The organism is Mesorhizobium sp., assembly GCF_965229135.1.
In the GTDB taxonomy this organism is placed as follows: domain Bacteria; phylum Pseudomonadota; class Alphaproteobacteria; order Rhizobiales; family Rhizobiaceae; genus Mesorhizobium.
The window spans coordinates 1,959,587-1,978,339 of record NZ_OZ245860.1 but is presented as its reverse complement, the minus strand read 5'-3'; the positions used below and the strand labels follow the sequence as shown (position 1 = coordinate 1,978,339).

Here is an 18,753-nt window from a genome sequence, read left to right as displayed (position 1 = left end):
AACGGCGCCTTGCTAGAAGCCTGCCCAGGCAGGGAGACAGCGAAAATGAAGACGTTTCTGGGCGCGATGGCTGTCTTGCTGGCCATTGGCGCGTCGGCGGGGGCCGAAACGCGATACGACCGCAACCTTGAAAAGGCGGTGAAGGATATCGTCGCCGGTAAGATTGGCGGCATCCGTGGCGGCTTCTCCTACAAGCAGGTTCCGCAACTGGTCGTTCTGCCGGATGCCGCGCCAGCACCGGTCGTGCCAATCGCGACCGAGCCGCACGAGGAAGCTTCCGGCAACGACAATGACGGTCTGATGCCAGCCGTCGAACGTCAGGTCTCGCGGACGATCTTCTAGGGCAATTCCAGGAAAAGCGTGAAGAGGCTTTCCGTCCGGAATTGCAAAAAAAGGGTAGAGCGGTTCGGCGTTTCCGTGAAACGATGCACCGTTCTAGAACCACATATCACGTACACAACGGCCGTCACCCGGCAGGTCCTCGAATGTCTCGAGGCCATCAAAATGGTCGATTGCGAGGTCGGCGACGGCCTCGGGCGGTGCAAGCCTGACATTGACCGCGATCCGGGTCCGGCCTGTGGTGCTTGAGCGCAGGCCACGCCAGGCCAGCACGCAGCCGCATGTCGGACAGAACAGGATCTCGAGCGAAGGAGCATCCTTTCCGGCGCGCCTGTAAGCGCGCATCGGTCCCGAAACGCGGATGCGTTCATCGACATAGTCGTAAGCCCAGAGCGCGCCATAGCGGCTGCAAAGCGTGCAATTGCAGGCAGTGATCGACCCGGGATCACCCTCCAGGGTCCAGTGAGCAGCACCACAGTGGCAACGTCCGGTCAGCATCCCGCTTCCTCACCAATAGCAAATGGCACCTCGTCGCTGGCATTGTGCCCGATCCTCCGAGCGATATTCAACACACTCGGCAGTGGCGTTTGCATTCGCTTGTCTTGCGTCGATATCCTCGTCACGCCTCAATGCGCTTGCCTTCGAGGCTCGCTTTCGCCAATGAAGGTCATGAACTCCCAGCAGCCAGCCAGCTCACGCCAGCGGCTCGACGAACTCCTCGTCGAGCGCGGCCTGTTTGTCAGCCGATCGCGCGCCCGTGACGCGGTCGAGCGCGGCACGGTGACGGTTGATGGCGTTGTTGCCCGCAAGCCCGGCCAAACCGTCCACGGGCAATGCACCATTGCCGTCGATGACCCAGCCCAGGGCTACGTCTCGCGCGCGGCGCTCAAGCTGATCGCCGGGCTCGACCATTTCGAGCTCGACCCTGCCGGGCGCGAAGCGCTCGACATCGGTGCCTCGACCGGAGGGTTCACCCAGGTCCTGCTCGAACGCGGCGCTTCCCATGTCACTGCTCTTGATGTTGGCCATGGGCAGATGCACCCCGATATCGGCTGCGATCCGCGCGTCACGGTGATCGAGGGGCTGAACGCCCGCGATCTCGTAGCCGCCGATCTTGGCGATCGCGTTCCGGATTTCATCGTGTCCGATGTCAGCTTCATCTCGCTGAAGCTGGCGCTGCCGCCGGCGCTCGGCATCGCCAGGCCCGGTGCGGGTGCCGTGTTCCTGGTCAAGCCGCAGTTCGAGGCTGGAAGGGAGGCGATCGGCAAGGGCGGCCTGTTGAAGGATCCCTACGATGCCGCCCGTGTCGCCGGCCTGCTGCAGGATTGGCTGGACGCTGTTCCCGGCTGGCGTTCGCTCGGCCTGCACCTGTCGCCCATCGAAGGCGGCGACGGCAATCGCGAATTCCTGCTGGGTGGGATCAAGGACCGATGAGCGCACGCTTCACCATCAGGAAACTCGGCGCCCAGGGCGACGGCATAGCCGAGACCGAAAGCGGTGATCTGTTCATCCCGTTCACGCTGCCCGGCGAGGTCGTCAACGCCGCGCGCGAACGGGACCGCGCCACGCTGATGGCTGTGCTTGAGGCCTCGCCGCTGCGTATCGATCCCGCCTGCCGCCATTTCACCGAATGCGGCGGTTGCGCTCTCCAGCATCTCGAGGCTGACGCCTATCGACAGTGGAAACGCGACAAGGTGGTGCACGCCCTGAAGGGTATCGATTGCGAAGTCGGCGATCTGGTCGCTTGCGCGCCGCACACACGCCGCCGTGTCGTGCTTGCCGCCAGACGTACCGAAACAGGCATGGCGCTCGGCTTCAATCGCCACCTGTCGCCACAGATCATCTCCATATCGGAATGCCCGATCTCACTGCCCGAGATCGTCGGCGCGCTGGGTCAGCTGAAAGCGCTCGCCGAGCTGGTATGCGCAACCACCAAATCGTTCCGGCTGGCCGTCACGGTGACCGGCTCGGGCCTTGATATCGCTGTGCATGAATCCGGCAAGCTTGGCGAGCACCAGCGGCGTATCGCGGCGAATTTCGTCATCGCGCAGGGCTTCGCCAGGTTGTCCATCGATGACGAGATCATCATCGAGCCAAGGAAGCCGGTGGTCATGTTCGGCAGTGTCGCAGTCGCGCTGCCGCCAGGCGCCTTCCTGCAGGCCACCGAGGCAGCCGAGCAGACCATGGCCGACATCGTCGGTGGGCACCTGAAGCGTGCCAAGAAGATCACCGACCTTTTCTCCGGTTGCGGAAGCTTTGCCCTCCGGCTTGCGGCGAAATCGGAAGTCCATGCCGTCGAAGGCGACGCGGCTGCGCTCTCGGCGCTTGATAGAGGATCACGCTTCGCGACCGGACTGAAGCGGGTGACGGGCGAGCGCCGCGACCTGTTCCGCCGGCCACTCACCTTCAAGGAGTTGAACGCCTTTGATGGTCTTGTCTTCGACCCGCCGCGTGCGGGCGCCGAGGACCAGTCGAAGCAGATCGCCCGCTCGGATGTTCCGCTGGTCGCGGCGGTGTCCTGCAATCCGGTAACGCTCGCCCGCGATCTGCGCATCCTGCTCGACGGCGGCTACACCATTAAAAGCGTGACGCCGATTGACCAGTTCCTGTGGTCGCCGCACATCGAAGCGGTGGCGCTGCTGGAGAAGCCGAGACGACGGCGCTGAGTGATCCCAATGTGTGTTGGGCCTAAAATGCGTACGATCGGCGCTATGCTTCTTGCACGCTCTCATATCCAGCCGCCTTCGCGGCCTTGACCAACTTGCGGTCAAAAGTGGCGAAGCTCGCGCAATGGACGGATTTTCCCAGATGCAGTGCATCAGCGAAGTCCATTCCCTTCTCCGCAAGGTCGAGTGCCGACGACACTATCGCAGGGTCCTCTATCTGCACCGTGCGGAGCCCACCGAATGCTCGTAGCGCGCGGATGATATCAGGCGGCGCATAACCATATGCGCTGCGCAAGACCCATTCGACCTCAAGGATTACCGTGACGGCAACGAAGACTACTTGACCGTCTATCAGTTGCCGAGCTCGGGGAGACTGTTCGGGATGGTCGCCTGTCAGATAACGAACGATCAGGTTGGTATCAATCGCGAGCATGGCGTCGCCGTGCCTCGGCCAGGACACCGGCATCCATTTCTTCGAGCGTCTTCGGCTTGCCAACATGGGGGAGGGAGGCAAAAACATCCTTTGGCCGCGTTTCGACGAAGGCCGGTGTCGCCTTCAGCAGCACGCCGTCCGGAGTATCCTCGACCAGAAGGCGCGTGCCGGCACCCCATTCCCTGCGCTTCCTGATCGAACTGGGCAGGATGACTTGTCCCTTGGTCGAGACAGTGGTTGTGAGCTTTTCTTGGGCAGTCATGATGTCGTCCCATGAATGTAAGACGATCGTAAGATAGACAGGAATCGCGCCGGCTTCAAGGCCGAGATGTGATGTCGGCCAATACCCGCAAGAATGCGCTCCACGAAAGCCGGCACAACTGCGGTGGCCGGCCCCTCAACCTGCTCTTCGAAGCGGAACCCCAGCCTACGCTGGAACCCGGCATGAGCGCGGTAGCGGCACTCAAATGATCGACGGGAAACGACAATGCCGGTTCGGCCCCTTGATCAAACCCGCGTGCCGCCCACCGTCATCTGGTTCATGCGCAAATGCGGCTGGCCGACACCAACCGGCACGCCCTGTCCGGCCTTGCCGCACATGCCGATGCCGTTGTCGAGCTTCATGTCGTTGCCGATCATCGAAACGCGGTGCATGGCATCGGGCCCGTTGCCGATCAGCATGGCGCCCTTGATCGGCTGCGTCACCTTGCCGTTCTCGATCATGTAGGCCTCGGTGCAGCCGAACACGAATTTACCCGAGGTGATGTCGACCTGGCCGCCGCCGAAGGAGACGGCATAGATGCCGTTCTTGACCGAGGCGATGATCTCGTCCGGCTCCATGTCGCCCGCTGTCATGTAGGTATTGGTCATGCGTGGCATCGGCTGGTGCGCATAGCCTTCGCGCCGGCCGTTGCCGGTTGCCTTCATGCCCATCAGCCGGGCGTTCTGGCGGTCCTGCATGTAGCCGACCAGCTTCCCGTCCTCGATCAACACGTTGCGGGCCGAAGGCGTGCCTTCGTCATCGACGGTCAGCGAGCCGCGCCGCTCTGGCATGGTGCCGTCATCGACGACTGTGACGCCTTTTGCGGCGACCTGCTGGCCGAGCAAGCCGGCGAAGGCCGAGGTCTTCTTGCGGTTGAAGTCGCCTTCCAGGCCATGGCCGACGGCCTCGTGCAGCATGACGCCCGGCCAACCGCTCGACAACACGATGTCGAAGGTGCCTGCGGGGGCGGGAATGGCCTCCAGGTTGACCAGCGCTTGCCGCAGCGCCTCCTTGGCGGCGTGCTTCCAACTGTCCTCGACCAGGAATTCGCCAAACGCCTTGCGCCCGCCCATGCCGTAGGAGCCGCTCTCCTGGCGGTCGCCGTCGCCGACGACGACCGAAACGCTGACCCTGACCAGCGGGCGTATATCGCGGACCACCTGGCCGTCGGCGCGCACGATCTCGACATGCTGCCAGGATGACGTCAGCGATGCCGAAACCTGGCGCACGCGCGGATCCTCGGCGCGCAGCCAGCCGTCGATTTCCTGCAGCAGCTTTGCCTTGGCTTCGAAGGAAGGCGAAGGGATCGGGTTCTCATCGCCGTAGAGATGGCGATTGGTGCGCGCGGGTGCCGCCGCAAGCGTGCCGGAATAGCCGCCCTTGACGGTTGAAACGGCGTCGGCCGCACGCAACAGAGAGGCTTCGGACAGGTCGCTGGAATGGGCGTAGCCGCTGGCTTCGCCGGCAACGGCACGCAGGCCGAAACCCTGGTCGGTGTTGAAGTTGGCGGTCTTCAACTTGCCATTGTCGAACATCAGCGCTTCGCTCTCGCTGTATTCGAGAAACAGCTCGCCGTCGTCGGCGCCGTTGATGGTCTCGGTGACGATCTGCTTGATGCGATCGTCTGAAATGTCGAATTGGCCGATCAGGCTGTTCATGGCAGGTCCGTCCGCACGAGGAATGGTTCTTTGCCACGATGTAGGCGCGAAGGCGCTCCGAGACAATCGTTCCGCCATATCTTCAAGACAAATGGGTGCGCCGACGGATGGTCGGCATCACGCCGGGTTCTATGAATCCTTGGCCTGCCGCGAGGCTCGGTTGTCAGGGCAGGGCGGCAAAGCCGTCGGCGAAGCCCTTGAGGTCGACAGGGATGCCGATGCCTTCTTCAGGCGTCTGAAACACGATGAAGGTGGCTGATGTGCCGGACTTCAGGGTATCGAGCAAAGGCTTCTCGAGAATGACCTCGGCATAGCAGCCGTCCTGGAAACAGCGCACGAAATAGGCGCGGCCGATGTCCTTGCCATCAACATTGAGGCCGAGGCCATTGGGTAGAAGCACGCCGAGTGGCGCCAACACGCGCAGGATCTCTGCCTTGTTGTCGGCGGTGCGCAGCACGACAACGGAAAGCCCCATCTCCGGTCTGTCTTCGGCAACGACATTCTGCATCATCACGCACTGTTCAGACGTGGCGCCGGCGGGCGTGTCACAGATGATGGACCAGGCGCCATGGGTTGAGCGAACCGTGCCGCTCGGCTGCACCGCGTTGGCCTGGCCAATGCCAGCCAGGCTGACGACGGACAGGGCGGCAAGAAAGATGACCTTCGCCAAGGTTCTCGAAAGCCAAGGGTTCATGACGGCTCCATTACGAATCACGGCACTTTAAGCCGCGCCAAAGCCAAGTAAAGGATGAGACCGCAAGCGGTCTGCCCCGAAAACGCCGATACAGCGCTTTTCCGTGCCAATTTTGCCCGAATTGCGACGGTTCGGCACCTCCGGCGCCGCGGCTGGTGAGAATATGCCTGCCGCTCGTCTACGCGATTCGCCAGCCTTACTGTTGCGTCTGAACCGTCATTCGCGCTTGCGCGCAAAAATGCCGCACGGTTTCGCCCGCTCCTTTCTTGCGGAGGGAAAAAGAGTATGGTTTGAACCAGCTTGAGACTGTCCGGGATTCCCGTCCCGGCATTGTTCGTTATTCTCGCGGGCGCAACCGCGAGGAACTGGGAGACGATGAGGGCGATGAGAACATTCCTAGCAAGCGCCAGGTATCTAGCAAGCGCTGGGGCCGCTGCCACGCTTTTCGCCGGCACATCCGCCCGTGCCGACCAGCCGGTGAATTGGGAGACCACCTTCCAGGCTCCGGCGACCGACATGATGCGGCAGATCGAGTGGTTCGGAAATTACACGATGTGGTTCATCGTGCCGATAACCATCCTTGTCATGGTGCTTCTCGCCTACTGCATGGTGAGGTTCCGCGCGAGTGCTAACCCGATCCCGTCGAAGACCAGCCACAACACGCTGATCGAGGTGATATGGACCGTCGGTCCGGTCGTCGTGCTGCTTTGCCTTGCCATTCCCTCGTTCCAGTTGCTGACAGCGCAGTATACGCCGCCGGAAGAAGCTAAGCTGACCGTGAAGGCGACGGGCAATCAGTGGAACTGGGATTACGAATATCAGGTGGCGAATACGCTCACCTTCAACTCCGCCATCCTTCAGGACGCAGACCGTGCGGCCGCTGGCAAGGAAGATCGCAAGGTCTATCCACGTCTGCTCGCCGTGGACAACGAACTGGTGGTGCCGGTCAACACGATGACCCGCGTCCTCGTCACGGCGACCGATGTCATCCACTCCTTCGCCATGCCGTCTTTCGGCATCAAGGTCGATGCCATACCGGGGCGTACCAACGAGACCTGGTTCAAGGCGGAAAAGGAAGGCCTCTATTACGGTCAGTGCTCGCAGCTCTGCGGCAAGGACCATGCTTTCATGCCGATCGCCATTCGCGTGGTCTCCGAGGCACAATTCAACAGCTGGCTGACGGCAGCCAAAGCCAATCTGCCCAGTGCCAACAAGGCGCTGATGGCTGAGGTTGACAGCCAGAACAAGGTAGCGGTCGCCGGCAACTGACGCCGCGGCCAGGAAAGATCAGGGAACGGAGCGGAACATGGCAGACGCTGCAGCTCACGACGGGCACGACCACAAGCCGTATCACGGCTGGGTCCGCTGGGTTTATTCGACCAACCACAAGGATATCGGCACGCTGTATCTGATCTTCGCGATCTTCGCGGGTATCGTCGGCGGCGCGCTGTCCGTGGCTATCCGCATGGAGCTGCAGGAGCCGGGCATCCAGATCTTCAGCGGTCTGGCGCAGATGGTCTACGGCATGAACGGTGATGCCGCGATCGACGGCGGCAAGAGCATGTACAATGCCTTCGCCACCGCGCACGCCCTGATCATGATCTTCTTCATGGTCATGCCGGCCCTGATCGGCGGTTTTGCCAACTGGATGGTGCCGATCATGATCGGCGCACCGGACATGGCTTTCCCGCGCATGAACAACATTTCATTCTGGTTGCTGCCGCCGGCCTTTATCCTGCTGCTCACCTCGATGTTCATGCCGAGCGCCCCGGGCGCCTATGGCGTCGGTGGCGGCTGGACGCTCTACCCGCCGCTATCGACCGCCGGCCAGCCCGGGCCGGCGATGGATTTGGCGATCCTGTCGATTCACATCGCCGGTGCCTCGTCGATCCTGGGCGCCATCAATTTCATCACAACCATCTTCAACATGCGCGCTCCCGGCATGACGCTGCACAAGATGCCGCTGTTTGCATGGTCGGTGCTTGTCACGGCCTTCCTGCTGCTGCTCTCGCTCCCGGTGCTCGCCGGCGCCATCACAATGCTGCTGACCGATCGCAATTTCGGCACGGCGTTCTTCGCGCCGGACAATGGCGGCGATCCGCTGCTCTTCCAGCACCTGTTCTGGTTCTTCGGTCACCCGGAAGTGTACATCCTGATCCTGCCGGGCTTCGGCATCATCAGCCACATCGTCTCGACCTTCTCGAAGAAGCCGGTGTTCGGCTATCTCGGCATGGCCTACGCCATGGTGGCGATCGGCGCGGTGGGCTTCATCGTCTGGGCGCACCACATGTATACGACGGGCCTGTCGCTCGACACGCAGCGCTACTTCGTCTTCGCCACGATGGTCATCGCGGTGCCGACAGGCGTGAAGATCTTCTCCTGGATCGCGACGATGTGGGGCGGGTCGATTTCGTTCAAGACGCCGATGCTCTGGGCGCTGGGCTTCATCTTCCTGTTCACGATCGGTGGCGTCACCGGCGTCCAGCTGGCCAATGCCGGCCTCGACCGCTCGCTGCATGACACCTATTTCGTCATAGCGCACTTCCACTACGTGCTCTCGCTGGGTGCGGTGTTCGCCATCTTCGCTGGCTGGTACTACTGGTTCCCGAAGATGACCGGCTACATGTATTCGCCGGTGATCGCCAACACCCACTTCTGGGTCACGTTCGTCGGCGTCAACCTGATCTTCTTCCCGCAGCACTTCCTCGGCCTCGCCGGTATGCCGCGCCGCACGATCGACTATCCCGATGCGTTCGCCGGCTGGAACTATGTGTCGTCGATCGGCTCCTATATCTCCGCCGTCGGCGTCCTGATCTTCCTCTACTGTGTCTTCGAAGCCTTCCAGAAGAAGCGGGTCGCGGGTGCCAATCCATGGGGTGAAGGCGCAACGACGCTCGAATGGCAGCTGCCTTCGCCGCCGCCGTTCCACCAGTGGGAACAGCTGCCGAAGATCAAGTAAGGCAGTGTCCTGCTCGAACACGAAACCGCCGGCGCGCCGGCGGTTTTGGCCAACGGAATGATGGACTGAGTACGCATGGCCCTTGTCGACGAAACCAGTATTGACGAAGCGGCCTTCCGCATGTCGGAAGCGACGGCGGGCGATTTCTTCGCCCTCCTGAAGCCGCGCGTCATGTCGCTCGTGGTATTCACGGCATTCGTGGGCATGGTTGCCGCACCCGTGGCCATCAATCCGCTGATGGCTGTCATCGCAATCCTGTCGATTGCCATCGGCGCCGGAGCGTCGGGCGCGCTCAACATGTGGTATGACGCCGACATCGATGCGGTGATGACGCGCACCGCCGGCCGTCCCGTGCCCGCTGGCCGCATCCGGCCCGGCGAGGCATTGGCCTTCGGGCTGGTGTTGTCCGTGTTGTCGGTTATGACGCTTGGCGTGCTCGGCAACTGGCTGGCGGCAACGTTGCTTGCCTTCACCATATTCTTCTACGCTGTCGTCTATACGATGTGGCTGAAGCGCTGGACGCCGCAGAACATCGTTATCGGCGGCGCTGCCGGGGCTTTTCCGCCCGTCATCGGCTGGGCCGCGGTGACCGGCTCGGTCAGTCTGGAAAGCGTCATCCTGTTCCTGATCATCTTCTTGTGGACGCCGCCGCATTTCTGGGCGCTGGCGCTGTTCAAGTCGGATGACTATGGGCGCGCCGGCATTCCGATGATGCCGAACGTTGCCGGCCAGGCTTCGACGCGCCGTCAGATCTTTGCCTATGCGCTCGTGCTGGCCCCGGTCGGCGTGGCGCCCTGGCTGCTTGGCTATACAACGCCAGTCTATGGCGTGGCCGCCGCGCTGCTTGGGGTCGGCTTTGTCTGGTATGCGTGGAAAGTGCTGGCAATGGCTGACGACGACCGCGTCATGAAACCGGCCAAGGCGCTGTTTGCGTATTCCTTGCTCTATCTCTTCGCGATTTTCGCGGCCTATCTGGCCGACAGCGTTGTCGAACGCGCGCTTGCAATGGGTGGAGCATGACCATGATCGAGGAAAAACTCGAGACGGTCACCTTGACCGAACGTCAGAAGAAGGCCCAGCGCAGCCGTTCCGTCGCCATCGGTCTGGCGCTGGCCGTGCTGGTTATCATCTTCTACATCGCGACGATCGTGAAGTTCGGCCACAACCTCTCGGGCAAGATGTAATGAGCACCGAGTCGGTCAGGAATCAGGCCAAGAAGAACAGCAACCGCGTTGTGGCGGCGGTCTGTCTTGCCTTTTTCACTGGCATGATCGGAATGGCCTATGCCGCGGTGCCGCTCTACAAGATGTTTTGCCAGGCGACTGGGTATGGCGGAACCACGCAACGTGCCGAGAAGCAGTATGCCGGCCGCGTGCTCGACCGTGAGATCACCGTTCGCTTCGACGCCAACACCGCCGGCGTGCCCTGGGAATTTCAGCCAGTCCAACGCTCGATCACGATGAAGATCGGCGAGACGGTGCAGGCGCACTACCAGGCGACCAACAAGTTCGATCGGCCCGTTACCGGCCGTGCCACCTTCAACGTGCAGCCGGAACTGGCGGGCCCCTACTTCAACAAGGTCGAGTGCTTCTGCTTCACCGACACGACGCTGAAGCCGGGCGAGACGCTGGACATGCCGGTGCTGTTCTATGTCGACCCGGACATCGTGAACGTGCCCGAACTGAAGGACGTGAAGACCATCACCCTGTCCTACACGATGTTCCCGATCGAGAAGACCAAGCCGGTCGCATCGTCGGAGCCGGTCAAGGGCAACAGCAAGACAATTTCCAATACCGAAGCAAATCTCGGGGGCTGATATGGCAGACGCGCACGCACAACATCACGACTATCATCTCGTTGACCCGAGCCCGTGGCCTTTCCTGGGGTCGGTAGGGGCACTTGTCACTGCCTTCGGCGGGGTCGCACTGATGGAGCACCTGAAGGGCGGCAACTTCCCGATCTTTGGCTACAACGTCGCCAACCCGTGGCTGTTCTTCATCGGCATGGCCATCATCCTCTACACCATGTTCGCCTGGTGGTCGGACACGATCAAGGAAGCGCATGAGGGCCATCATACGCGGGTCGTGTCGCTTCACCTGCGCTACGGCATGATCATGTTCATCGCCTCGGAGGTGATGTTCTTCGTTGCATGGTTCTGGGCCTTCTTCGACGCCAGCCTGTTCCCGAGCGAGGCTCAGCAATATGCCCGTACGGCGTTCACCGGCGGCGTCTGGCCGCCGAAGGGCATGGAGGTTCTCGATCCCTTCCACCTGCCGCTCTACAACACCATCATCCTGCTTCTGTCGGGAACCACTGTCACCTGGGCGCACCACGCGCTCCTTCATGGCGACCGCAAGGGCCTGATCAACGGCCTCGTGCTCACCGTCGGCCTGGGCATGCTGTTCACGATGGTGCAGGCCTACGAGTACATGCACGCCCCATTCGCGTTCAAGGACTCCATCTACGGCGCCACTTTCTTCATGGCTACCGGTTTCCATGGCTTCCATGTGATCATCGGCACGATCTTCCTGCTGGTCTGCCTGGTTCGCGCCATGAAGGGCGACTTCACGCCCAAGCAGCATTTCGGCTTCGAGGCGGCTGCCTGGTACTGGCATTTCGTCGACGTGGTCTGGCTGTTCCTGTTCGCATCGATCTACGTCTGGGCCTCGGCCGGCGCGGTCATCGAAGGCCACTGAAACCCTATTGAGTGAATTGAGAAGGCGGCTACGGGGACGTGGCCGCCTTCTTCTTTTCGGCGCAATGATCGCTGATCAGTGGCCGATGCGGACGACAATCTCCCTTGCCGTATGCGCGTGGATGATCGCGATACTTCCGGCCGTTGCCGAAGAGAACGTCGATCTGGTGCGCCTGGACAAATCCGATCGCAAACTTGATCTCATCGGGAACGGCAGGGTGCTCCGAAGCTATGCCGTCGCCCTTGGCGGCGATCCCATTGGGCACAAGCGTCAGGAGGGAGACGAACGCACGCCTGAGGGACGCTACGTCCTTGATTGGCGCAATGCGAAGAGTGCTGCCTACAAGTCGATCCACATCTCGTATCCCGATACCGATGATGTGGCGTCGGCCAGGGCGCACGCAGTTGATCCGGGAGGCATGATCATGATCCACGGCCAGCCAAATGGCTTTGGCTGGTTGGGATGGCTGCTTCAATTGGTCGACTGGACCGACGGCTGCATTGCGGTTACGGACTCCGATATGGACGAGATCTGGACAATGGTGCCAGATGGGACGCCGATCGAGATCGAGCGGTAGAGCATGAGCGACGACAAGGCGATCTGGCCTCCGATAGAGCCGATCTCGGCAGGGCTGCACGGCCGCTGCCCGCGCTGTGGAGAGGGCCATCTCTTCTCCGGCTTCCTGACTGTAGGCAAGCGCTGCTCGAATTGCGGACTCGACTATTCCTTTGCCGACGCAGGCGATGGACCGGCGGTGTTCGTCATCCTGATCATCGGCTTCATCATTGTCGGCCTCGCGCTTTGGGTCGAAGTGACGCTGAGCCCGCCGCTCTGGCTACATCTGCTGATCTGGATCCCGTTGGCCTTGGTGCTATGCCTGACGGCACTTCGACTGATCAAGGGCGTGCTGCTCACCTTGCAGTACGCCAATAAGGCAGCCGAGGGCCGATTGGATCGCAGCGAATGAGCGGGGCGTCGGCGACCATCAGGGGCGGTTCTCGCCCGAAGCAGGTCCTGGCGATCGGCCTTGGCCTCATCGTGTTTTTCATGCTGCTGGCGCTCGGCACCTGGCAGGTCCAGCGTCTGTACTGGAAGGAAGGACTTATCCAGACCATTGAACAACGGACGCACTCTGAGCCCGTGTCGCTGGCCGATGTCGAAAGAGAGTTCGCCTCCACCGGCGATGTCGACTACACGCCGGTAACCGTGACCGGCACTTTCCTGCATTCCGGCGAACGGCATTTCTACGCGACATGGGAGGAAGATGCCGGCTTCAACGTCTACACGCCCTTGGCGCTCGACGATGGGCGGTTCGTCCTGATAAATCGCGGCTTCGTGCCCTATGACCTCAAGAATGCGGCCAGGCGCCCTCAGGGGCAAGTGACCGGCAAGGTGACGATCACGGGGCTCGCCCGCAATCCGCTGCCGGGCAAGCCGTCGATGATGCTTCCCGACAATGACGTGGCGAAGAACATCTTTTTCTGGAAAGACCGAGACGTGATGGCGGCGAGCGCCGGGCTGCCGGCCGGCGCCAAGCTGGTGCCCTTCTTCATCGACGCGGACAAGACGCCAAATCCTGGCGGTTTGCCGGTCGGGGGCGTCACCATCATTGACCTGCCGAACAGCCATCTGCAGTATGCGGTGACCTGGTACGGGCTTGCTGCCGCGCTCGCAGGCGTGCTCATTCTGCGGCTTCGCCGCTCCGCCAAAGAGGAATGAAGACGGCCGACGCCCTTGACAGGGCAGGGGTAGGCACCTCATTTCGGCTCGAGTTCACGATCTGACCAACCGATATGGAATCATGCCTCAGCCGATCACAAAGCCACCTCTGACGATCCGGCTCTGCCAGCCGCGCGGCTTCTGTGCCGGTGTCGATCGCGCTATCCAGATCGTTGTTCTGGCGTTGAAGAAATACGGCGCGCCGGTCTATGTCCGCCACGAGATCGTGCACAACCGCTATGTCGTCGAGGGCCTGCAGAGCCTTGGCGCGGTGTTCATCGAGGAGTTGTCCGAGATACCCGCCGAGCATCGCCAGAGCCCGGTCGTCTTCTCCGCTCATGGCGTGCCGAAGTCGGTTCCGGCCGATGCGCAGGCGCGCAACCTCTTCTATCTCGACGCAACCTGTCCGCTGGTCTCGAAGGTTCACAAGCAGGCGATGCGCCACCAGCGCCTTGGCCGCCACGTGCTTCTGATCGGCCATGCCGGGCACCCGGAAGTGATCGGCACCATGGGGCAGCTGCCGGAGGGAACGGTCACGCTCGTCGAGACCGAAGCCGATGCCGCCCGGCTCACTCCCGCCGACCCTCACGCGCTGGGCTTCGTGACCCAGACGACGCTCTCGGTCGAAGATACTGCTGGCATCATACGCGCGTTGAAAGACCGCTTCCCGGACTTGCAGGCGGCTGCGGCCGAATCGATCTGCTACGCCACCACCAATCGGCAGGAAGCCGTCAAGGAGACGGCCCCGGGGGCCGACCTCTTCCTGATCGTCGGGGCGCCCAATTCCTCCAATTCCCGTCGTCTTGTCGAAGTGGCGGAGCGCGCCGGCGCTGCGATGTCGCTTCTCGTACAGCGCGCCTCCGAGATTCCGTGGAATGACATCGCCGGCATTTCGACGCTCGGCCTGTCGGCCGGCGCGTCGGCGCCCGAAATCATCGTTGATGAGATCATCGATGCCTTCAGGCAGCGCTTCGATGTGACCATCGACCTGGCGATTACCGCGACGGAGACGGAGGATTTTCCGGTGATGAGAGTACTGCGCGATGTCGAGCTGACGACGGCCGACATGGCCTTCGTCAATGGAGCCGCGTGACGCGCATGGCTGTCTATACCGACGTCACGGAAGGCGAGCTTGGCGTATTCCTGAAGAACTATCCGGTCGGCGATCTCCTGTCCTACAAGGGCATAGCCGAAGGCACCGAGAATTCAAATTTCCTGCTGCACACGACCAGCGGCTCCTACATCCTGACGCTTTATGAAAAGCGCGTCGAGAAGGCGGATCTGCCGTTCTTCCTCGGCCTGATGGGTCATCTCGCCAGGAAGGGGATTTCGTGCCCGCTTCCAGTGACCGCACATGATGGCGAGGTGATCGGGACGCTTGCCGGCCGCCCGGCCGTTATCATCACCTTCCTGGAAGGTCTCTCGCTGCGCCGGCCGACATCGGCGCATTGCGCGGAGGTCGGTAGGGCGCTGGCCGAACTGCATGTGGCTGGCGCGGACTTCTCTATGCGCCGGCCGAACGCGCTGGCCATCGACGGATGGCGCAAGCTGTGGGACGCGTCTCGCGATCGCGCCGACGAAGTCGAGCCTGGACTGGCGGCTGAGGTCGATGCGGATTTCGGCGATTTCGAACGGGATTGGCCCAAGGATCTTCCCGCCGGCATCATCCACGCCGATCTTTTCCCGGACAATGTCTTCTTCCTTGGCGAAAAGCTCTCCGGCCTGATCGATTTCTATTTCGCCTGCGACGATCTCTATGCGTATGACGTCGCCACCTGTCTCAACGCCTGGTGTTTCGAGAAGGATTTTTCCTTCAATCTGACCAAGGGTACGGCGCTTCTTGCCAGCTATCAGAGCGTGCGTCCCCTGAGCGGGGCGGAGAGGGCGGCGCTGCCGATGCTGGCTCGAGGCTCTGCTGTACGCTTCATGCTGACCCGGCTCTATGACTGGCTGACTGTTCCCGATGGCGGTCTGGTCATGAAACGCGACCCGACCGAGTATATCCGCAGGATGCGGTTCCACCGAGCCATCAAATCCCCATCCGAGTACGGACTGACATGACCGAGATGAACAAGCGCGTTGAGATCTTCACCGACGGTGCCTGTTCAGGCAACCCCGGCCCAGGTGGCTGGGGCGCGATCCTGCGTTTCAACGGCACCACCAAGGAGCTTTCCGGCGGCGAGGCGGAGACAACCAACAACCGCATGGAACTGCTGGCCGCCATTTCGGCATTGAACGCGCTGAAGGAGCCTTGCGCGGTCGACCTTCACACCGACAGCAAATACGTCATGGACGGCATTTCCAAATGGATCCACGGCTGGAAGAAAAACGGCTGGAAGACCGCCGACAAGAAGCCGGTCAAGAATGGTGAGCTCTGGCAGGCGCTGGACGAGGCAAACAGGCGTCACAAGGTGACCTGGAACTGGGTCAAGGGTCATGCCGGCCATACCGAGAACGAACGCGCCGACGAACTTGCTCGGGAGGGCATGGCGCCGTTCAAGAAGAAATCGCCGGGTTCCGCACCCTCGGTCGCACCGCTGAAGGACGCAACGCAGGTCAGGAAGCCGGCAACCAGGCCGGTGCGCCGCTCGACCCAAAGCTACTGAGCTATTGGCTCCTCAACGGATCAGCAACGCGGTTCCGTAAAGCCCAAGCGCGAACACGGTATGCGACACCAGATTGAGGGCCCGGATTTGCATGGGGTTCGGACGCTTTGACGCCGCCCAGCCGGCGCCCATGCCGGGAGCCAGCAGGAACCAACCGGCCCCGACGGTGACGATGCCGAGGACAAGGGCCGGCAGGAATGTCGGCGCGGCCAGCCAGCCCGATCCCGCCAGCACGACCAGGATGATGCCGTAGACGATGCCTACGAGATAATGAAAGGCCCACCCCAGGGCCAGTTCATGCCGACAGGGCGCGGCCTGGCCGATATCGTCGTGAAAGACTTTTCCTTCACGCAGATGCCAGACCCAGCGGCCTACCGGTGCCCAGTTGGGCCTGGCCTGTCCGAACGCCTTGTTCAGCAAGATGGCCCAGAGGTCCATGAGCACCGTAGCGCCGATGCCGATCGCCACGGCACGCCAGACGACATCAAGCATGATCTTCAGAGCTGTTCGAGGATTTTCGCGGCACCCGATTCCACCGCCTGGCCAGGGCTGCCCTCGACGTTCAGCGTCGTCACGTTGCCGTTGTCGACGATCATCGAAAACCGTTTCGAACGCAGCCCCAGGCTGCCTGCCGACAGGTCCATGTCGAGGCCGATCGCTTTGGCGAACTCGCCATTGCCGTCGGCGAGGAACAGGATCTTGCCTTCGCCGCCGGTGAAGCGCGCCCAGGCGCCCATGACATGAACGTCATTGACCGCGACGACGGCGATGGTGTCGACACCACGGGCCAGGATGGCGTCGTGGTTTTCAAGATAGCCGGGCAGGTGGTTGTTGCTGCAGGTCGGCGTGAAGGCGCCAGGGACAGCGAACAGCACGACCTTCTTTCCCGGAAAGATTTCCGCCGTCGTGATGGCCTTCGCACCATCGGCGGTCATCGTCTTGAAGGTCGCCTCAGGCAGTTTGTCGCCAACGGAAATGGTCATCGGAACCTCATCTGAGTGATTGGAAAACCCACCTCTGCGATAGCGGACTAACGCCCGCGCCGCAACCATTGAGAGAGCCAACGAGGCTGGTCTCAGATCAGGGAAAAGGCAGCAACCCTTCAACGGCGCCGGCAGCGCTCGTCAGCGTATAATGAAGTCCTCCACCCGTGGGCGTCGTCGACGGCCTGTCAAGGATCGGTACTGTGAAAATCAGCTTACCGTCCTTCTCACTGCGCGTCGGGGCGCCGAACATGTAATCCTGCTCACCGGCTATGAAGAAATCGGCGGCTTCCGGACTGCCCGGAAAACTTGCCTCGACATTCAGGGTCTCGTGGTCGCCCGGAAGTACATCTATGCCGAAACCAGGGCTTGCTGGCGCGGGAAGTGCCGTAACTGCCGCCTTCACCAGGGCCGCATCGTCGACATTGTCTGGATCAGCAGCGGGATCGACGGTCAGCCTTGTCTGTACAGGAATGCAGATCGTCTCGCAGATGCCGAGAAAGATATCCGCGTCGATCACGGCGGCATCCTTTGGCGCCGACAGCCTGAACGTCACCGGCAGGGAAACCGGATAGTCGTAGCCTGCCCATTTGCCGTAGCCGTCATCGTGCCGCTGCGGGGCGGGAAAGGAAAGCTGGGCTTCCGCAATGTTGGTGCTGGCGGAGATGTCGATCTGGGGTGGCACCCCGGCATCGCCGGGGTCGCGCCAGTAGGTCTTCCATCCGGGCTTGAGCGAAATGTCGAGGACACCCTGGATGCGGCCGGCCTCATCCGGTTTGCCGGTCGTGACGAGACGGACCTTGCCGCCCTCGCTGATGTACCAACTTGATGATGAAGCGATCGCGGGCAGGGCGCTCACTGCCCCAAGGACGGTGCTGAGCAGCAGGATCTTCAGGCTTTTTTGCATGGCGGTGATTTGATCGTGCGTTCATGTCGGCGCAATGGTTTCACTGGCATTGCTGTATCATATTTGCGTGACCTCGCACCCTGGACGCCAGGCCCACCCGTTCCGCCGAAGAGAATTGCAGGCCGAGTACCTTCATTCTGGACTACTGCCTTGGTCGAATCGGATGAAACGCATCTTTCCGGCGCTTTGGAAACGCGTTACCTTCCTTACCATGGAGTTGTTGCGCAACAAGAAGACGGCCGCATCGCGCGGCTTTCTCGATGATCAGTTCCTGATTGCCATGCCTGGCATGAAGGACGACCGGTTCACGCGCTCCGTCATCTACATTTGCGCCCACAGTGATGAAGGCGCCATGGGCCTGATCATCAATCAGACGCAGCAGATGCTTTTTCCCGATCTGCTTGTGCAACTCGGCATCATGAACGAGCAGGAAGCGATCCGCCTTCCTGCACAGGCGCGCGACTTCGTGGTGCGCAATGGCGGTCCAGTGGACCGAAGCCGTGGTTTCGTCCTGCATTCGGGCGACTACAGGGTGGAATCGTCGCTCACCGTCTCCGACGACATTTGCCTGACCGCCACCGTCGATATCCTGCGGGCCATATCGTCGGGCAGGGGACCCAGGCGTGCGTTGATGGCGCTCGGCTATTCAGGCTGGGGCGCCGGCCAACTGGAAAGCGAGATTGCCGAGAATGGCTGGCTGACCTGCCCCGCCAGCCCCGAGCTTCTTTTCGACGCTGACATCGAGCGCAAATACGACCGCATCCTCGCCTCGATAGGCATTGATCTGGCGCATCTCAGCCTGGCAGCCGGTCACGCCTAGGCTCGATCAGG

Annotated in this window: 24 protein-coding genes; 16 read left to right on the top strand and 8 right to left on the bottom strand. The window is 61.8% G+C overall.

Going from position 1 to position 18,753, the window contains the following annotated elements; genetic code table 11:
• The first annotated feature begins 45 nt into the window (after positions 1-45).
• Positions 46-342 carry a hypothetical protein gene (locus tag ACO07C_RS09645; RefSeq protein ID WP_421913945.1) on the top strand — a complete coding sequence of 99 codons (297 nt, stop codon included), beginning with the start codon at positions 46-48 and terminating at the stop codon, positions 340-342.
• Positions 343-435: 93 nt separating this feature from the next.
• Here the strand turns inward: ACO07C_RS09645 and ACO07C_RS09640 are convergent, their stop codons facing one another.
• Positions 436-837: a GFA family protein gene (locus ACO07C_RS09640; protein WP_421913944.1), complete on the bottom strand. Its 402-nt coding sequence runs from the start codon at positions 835-837 to the stop codon at positions 436-438.
• A gap of 171 nt (positions 838-1,008) precedes the next feature.
• Between ACO07C_RS09640 and ACO07C_RS09635 the strand changes: the two genes are divergently transcribed.
• A complete protein-coding gene (locus tag ACO07C_RS09635) occupies positions 1,009-1,773 on the top strand; it encodes a TlyA family RNA methyltransferase (protein WP_421913943.1) in 765 nt (254 codons plus the stop codon).
• Positions 1,770-3,005 carry a class I SAM-dependent RNA methyltransferase gene (locus tag ACO07C_RS09630; protein WP_421913942.1) on the top strand — a complete coding sequence of 412 codons (1,236 nt, stop codon included), beginning with the start codon at positions 1,770-1,772 and terminating at the stop codon, positions 3,003-3,005. The genes ACO07C_RS09635 and ACO07C_RS09630 overlap by 4 nt, the downstream gene beginning before the upstream one ends.
• A 43-nt stretch (positions 3,006-3,048) precedes the next feature.
• Here ACO07C_RS09630 and ACO07C_RS09625 read toward each other — a convergent pair whose 3' ends face one another.
• The 4 genes from ACO07C_RS09625 to ACO07C_RS09610 form a co-directional block, all read right to left on the bottom strand.
• The gene (locus ACO07C_RS09625; protein ID WP_421913941.1) at positions 3,049-3,438 is read right to left on the bottom strand and encodes a type II toxin-antitoxin system VapC family toxin; all 390 of its coding nucleotides are present in this window, start codon (positions 3,436-3,438) and stop codon (positions 3,049-3,051) included.
• A complete protein-coding gene (locus ACO07C_RS09620) occupies positions 3,425-3,700 on the bottom strand; it encodes an AbrB/MazE/SpoVT family DNA-binding domain-containing protein (RefSeq protein WP_421913940.1) in 276 nt (91 codons plus the stop codon). The genes ACO07C_RS09625 and ACO07C_RS09620 overlap by 14 nt, the downstream gene beginning before the upstream one ends.
• A 245-nt stretch (positions 3,701-3,945) precedes the next feature.
• Positions 3,946-5,358, bottom strand: coding sequence for a metalloprotease TldD (gene tldD, locus ACO07C_RS09615; RefSeq protein ID WP_421913939.1), 1,413 nt, complete (start codon positions 5,356-5,358; stop codon positions 3,946-3,948).
• 163 nt (positions 5,359-5,521) lie between these two features.
• Positions 5,522-6,052 carry an invasion associated locus B family protein gene (locus tag ACO07C_RS09610; protein ID WP_421913938.1) on the bottom strand — a complete coding sequence of 177 codons (531 nt, stop codon included), beginning with the start codon at positions 6,050-6,052 and terminating at the stop codon, positions 5,522-5,524.
• Positions 6,053-6,436: 384 nt separating this feature from the next.
• Here ACO07C_RS09610 and coxB point away from each other — a divergent pair, with 384 nt between their 5' ends.
• The 12 genes from coxB (at position 6,437) to rnhA (ending at position 16,032) form a co-directional block, all read left to right on the top strand.
• Positions 6,437-7,321, top strand: a complete 885-nt coding sequence (gene coxB, locus ACO07C_RS09605; RefSeq protein ID WP_421913937.1) for a cytochrome c oxidase subunit II — start codon at positions 6,437-6,439, stop codon at positions 7,319-7,321.
• Positions 7,322-7,358: 37 nt separating this feature from the next.
• Positions 7,359-9,011, top strand: a complete 1,653-nt coding sequence (ctaD, locus tag ACO07C_RS09600; protein ID WP_421913936.1) for a cytochrome c oxidase subunit I — start codon at positions 7,359-7,361, stop codon at positions 9,009-9,011.
• Between the two features lie 75 nt (positions 9,012-9,086).
• Entirely contained in the window at positions 9,087-10,031 is a 945-nt protein-coding gene (locus tag ACO07C_RS09595; RefSeq protein ID WP_421913935.1) for a heme o synthase, read from the top strand.
• Positions 10,032-10,033: 2 nt separating this feature from the next.
• Positions 10,034-10,195, top strand: a complete 162-nt coding sequence (locus ACO07C_RS09590) for a hypothetical protein (protein WP_421917621.1) — start codon at positions 10,034-10,036, stop codon at positions 10,193-10,195.
• On the top strand, positions 10,195-10,827 hold the full coding sequence (locus ACO07C_RS09585) for a cytochrome c oxidase assembly protein (protein WP_421913934.1): 633 nt from the start codon (positions 10,195-10,197) through the stop codon (positions 10,825-10,827). Before ACO07C_RS09590 ends, ACO07C_RS09585 begins: the two co-directional genes overlap by 1 nt.
• A gap of 1 nt (position 10,828) precedes the next feature.
• A complete protein-coding gene (locus ACO07C_RS09580) occupies positions 10,829-11,707 on the top strand; it encodes a cytochrome c oxidase subunit 3 (protein WP_421913933.1) in 879 nt (292 codons plus the stop codon).
• A gap of 85 nt (positions 11,708-11,792) precedes the next feature.
• A complete protein-coding gene (locus ACO07C_RS09575) occupies positions 11,793-12,284 on the top strand; it encodes a L,D-transpeptidase family protein (protein ID WP_421917483.1) in 492 nt (163 codons plus the stop codon).
• Positions 12,285-12,287: 3 nt separating this feature from the next.
• Positions 12,288-12,674, top strand: coding sequence for a DUF983 domain-containing protein (locus tag ACO07C_RS09570; RefSeq protein ID WP_421913932.1), 387 nt, complete (start codon positions 12,288-12,290; stop codon positions 12,672-12,674).
• Positions 12,671-13,426: an SURF1 family protein gene (locus tag ACO07C_RS09565; RefSeq protein WP_421913931.1), complete on the top strand. Its 756-nt coding sequence runs from the start codon at positions 12,671-12,673 to the stop codon at positions 13,424-13,426. The genes ACO07C_RS09570 and ACO07C_RS09565 overlap by 4 nt, the downstream gene beginning before the upstream one ends.
• An 82-nt stretch (positions 13,427-13,508) precedes the next feature.
• Positions 13,509-14,519, top strand: a complete 1,011-nt coding sequence (gene ispH, locus ACO07C_RS09560; protein WP_421913930.1) for a 4-hydroxy-3-methylbut-2-enyl diphosphate reductase — start codon at positions 13,509-13,511, stop codon at positions 14,517-14,519.
• Positions 14,520-14,524: 5 nt separating this feature from the next.
• Entirely contained in the window at positions 14,525-15,487 is a 963-nt protein-coding gene (locus ACO07C_RS09555) for a homoserine kinase (RefSeq protein ID WP_421913929.1), read from the top strand.
• Positions 15,488-15,492: 5 nt separating this feature from the next.
• A complete protein-coding gene (rnhA, locus tag ACO07C_RS09550; RefSeq protein ID WP_421913928.1) occupies positions 15,493-16,032 on the top strand; it encodes a ribonuclease HI in 540 nt (179 codons plus the stop codon).
• A 12-nt stretch (positions 16,033-16,044) separates the two neighbouring features.
• Here rnhA and ACO07C_RS09545 read toward each other — a convergent pair whose 3' ends face one another.
• From ACO07C_RS09545 to ACO07C_RS09535, 3 genes are all read right to left on the bottom strand, one after another.
• The gene (locus ACO07C_RS09545; RefSeq protein WP_421913927.1) at positions 16,045-16,524 is read right to left on the bottom strand and encodes a DUF2938 domain-containing protein; all 480 of its coding nucleotides are present in this window, start codon (positions 16,522-16,524) and stop codon (positions 16,045-16,047) included.
• Between the two features lie 5 nt (positions 16,525-16,529).
• Complete coding sequence (locus ACO07C_RS09540) at positions 16,530-17,015, bottom strand: peroxiredoxin (protein ID WP_421913926.1); 486 nt, start codon at positions 17,013-17,015, stop codon at positions 16,530-16,532.
• A gap of 97 nt (positions 17,016-17,112) precedes the next feature.
• On the bottom strand, positions 17,113-17,922 hold the full coding sequence (locus ACO07C_RS09535) for a protein-disulfide reductase DsbD domain-containing protein (RefSeq protein ID WP_421913925.1): 810 nt from the start codon (positions 17,920-17,922) through the stop codon (positions 17,113-17,115).
• Positions 17,923-18,133: 211 nt separating this feature from the next.
• Here ACO07C_RS09535 and ACO07C_RS09530 point away from each other — a divergent pair, with 211 nt between their 5' ends.
• A complete protein-coding gene (locus ACO07C_RS09530) occupies positions 18,134-18,742 on the top strand; it encodes a YqgE/AlgH family protein (RefSeq protein ID WP_421917482.1) in 609 nt (202 codons plus the stop codon).
• The last annotated feature ends 11 nt before the right edge of the window (positions 18,743-18,753 follow it).

Coding starts and splice junctions, on each gene's coding strand:
- ACO07C_RS09645 (WP_421913945.1), top strand. CDS start 46: ATGAAGACGTTTCTGGGCGCGATGGCTGTCTTGCTGGCCATTGGCGCG.
- ACO07C_RS09640 (WP_421913944.1), bottom strand. CDS start 837: ATGCTGACCGGACGTTGCCACTGTGGTGCTGCTCACTGGACCCTGGAG.
- ACO07C_RS09635 (WP_421913943.1), top strand. CDS start 1,009: ATGAACTCCCAGCAGCCAGCCAGCTCACGCCAGCGGCTCGACGAACTC.
- ACO07C_RS09630 (WP_421913942.1), top strand. CDS start 1,770: ATGAGCGCACGCTTCACCATCAGGAAACTCGGCGCCCAGGGCGACGGC.
- ACO07C_RS09625 (WP_421913941.1), bottom strand. CDS start 3,438: ATGCTCGCGATTGATACCAACCTGATCGTTCGTTATCTGACAGGCGAC.
- ACO07C_RS09620 (WP_421913940.1), bottom strand. CDS start 3,700: ATGACTGCCCAAGAAAAGCTCACAACCACTGTCTCGACCAAGGGACAA.
- tldD (WP_421913939.1), bottom strand. CDS start 5,358: ATGAACAGCCTGATCGGCCAATTCGACATTTCAGACGATCGCATCAAG.
- ACO07C_RS09610 (WP_421913938.1), bottom strand. CDS start 6,052: ATGAACCCTTGGCTTTCGAGAACCTTGGCGAAGGTCATCTTTCTTGCC.
- coxB (WP_421913937.1), top strand. CDS start 6,437: ATGAGAACATTCCTAGCAAGCGCCAGGTATCTAGCAAGCGCTGGGGCC.
- ctaD (WP_421913936.1), top strand. CDS start 7,359: ATGGCAGACGCTGCAGCTCACGACGGGCACGACCACAAGCCGTATCAC.
- ACO07C_RS09595 (WP_421913935.1), top strand. CDS start 9,087: ATGGCCCTTGTCGACGAAACCAGTATTGACGAAGCGGCCTTCCGCATG.
- ACO07C_RS09590 (WP_421917621.1), top strand. CDS start 10,034: ATGATCGAGGAAAAACTCGAGACGGTCACCTTGACCGAACGTCAGAAG.
- ACO07C_RS09585 (WP_421913934.1), top strand. CDS start 10,195: ATGAGCACCGAGTCGGTCAGGAATCAGGCCAAGAAGAACAGCAACCGC.
- ACO07C_RS09580 (WP_421913933.1), top strand. CDS start 10,829: ATGGCAGACGCGCACGCACAACATCACGACTATCATCTCGTTGACCCG.
- ACO07C_RS09575 (WP_421917483.1), top strand. CDS start 11,793: ATGCGGACGACAATCTCCCTTGCCGTATGCGCGTGGATGATCGCGATA.
- ACO07C_RS09570 (WP_421913932.1), top strand. CDS start 12,288: ATGAGCGACGACAAGGCGATCTGGCCTCCGATAGAGCCGATCTCGGCA.
- ACO07C_RS09565 (WP_421913931.1), top strand. CDS start 12,671: ATGAGCGGGGCGTCGGCGACCATCAGGGGCGGTTCTCGCCCGAAGCAG.
- ispH (WP_421913930.1), top strand. CDS start 13,509: ATGCCTCAGCCGATCACAAAGCCACCTCTGACGATCCGGCTCTGCCAG.
- ACO07C_RS09555 (WP_421913929.1), top strand. CDS start 14,525: ATGGCTGTCTATACCGACGTCACGGAAGGCGAGCTTGGCGTATTCCTG.
- rnhA (WP_421913928.1), top strand. CDS start 15,493: ATGAACAAGCGCGTTGAGATCTTCACCGACGGTGCCTGTTCAGGCAAC.
- ACO07C_RS09545 (WP_421913927.1), bottom strand. CDS start 16,524: ATGCTTGATGTCGTCTGGCGTGCCGTGGCGATCGGCATCGGCGCTACG.
- ACO07C_RS09540 (WP_421913926.1), bottom strand. CDS start 17,015: ATGACCATTTCCGTTGGCGACAAACTGCCTGAGGCGACCTTCAAGACG.
- ACO07C_RS09535 (WP_421913925.1), bottom strand. CDS start 17,922: ATGCAAAAAAGCCTGAAGATCCTGCTGCTCAGCACCGTCCTTGGGGCA.
- ACO07C_RS09530 (WP_421917482.1), top strand. CDS start 18,134: ATGGAGTTGTTGCGCAACAAGAAGACGGCCGCATCGCGCGGCTTTCTC.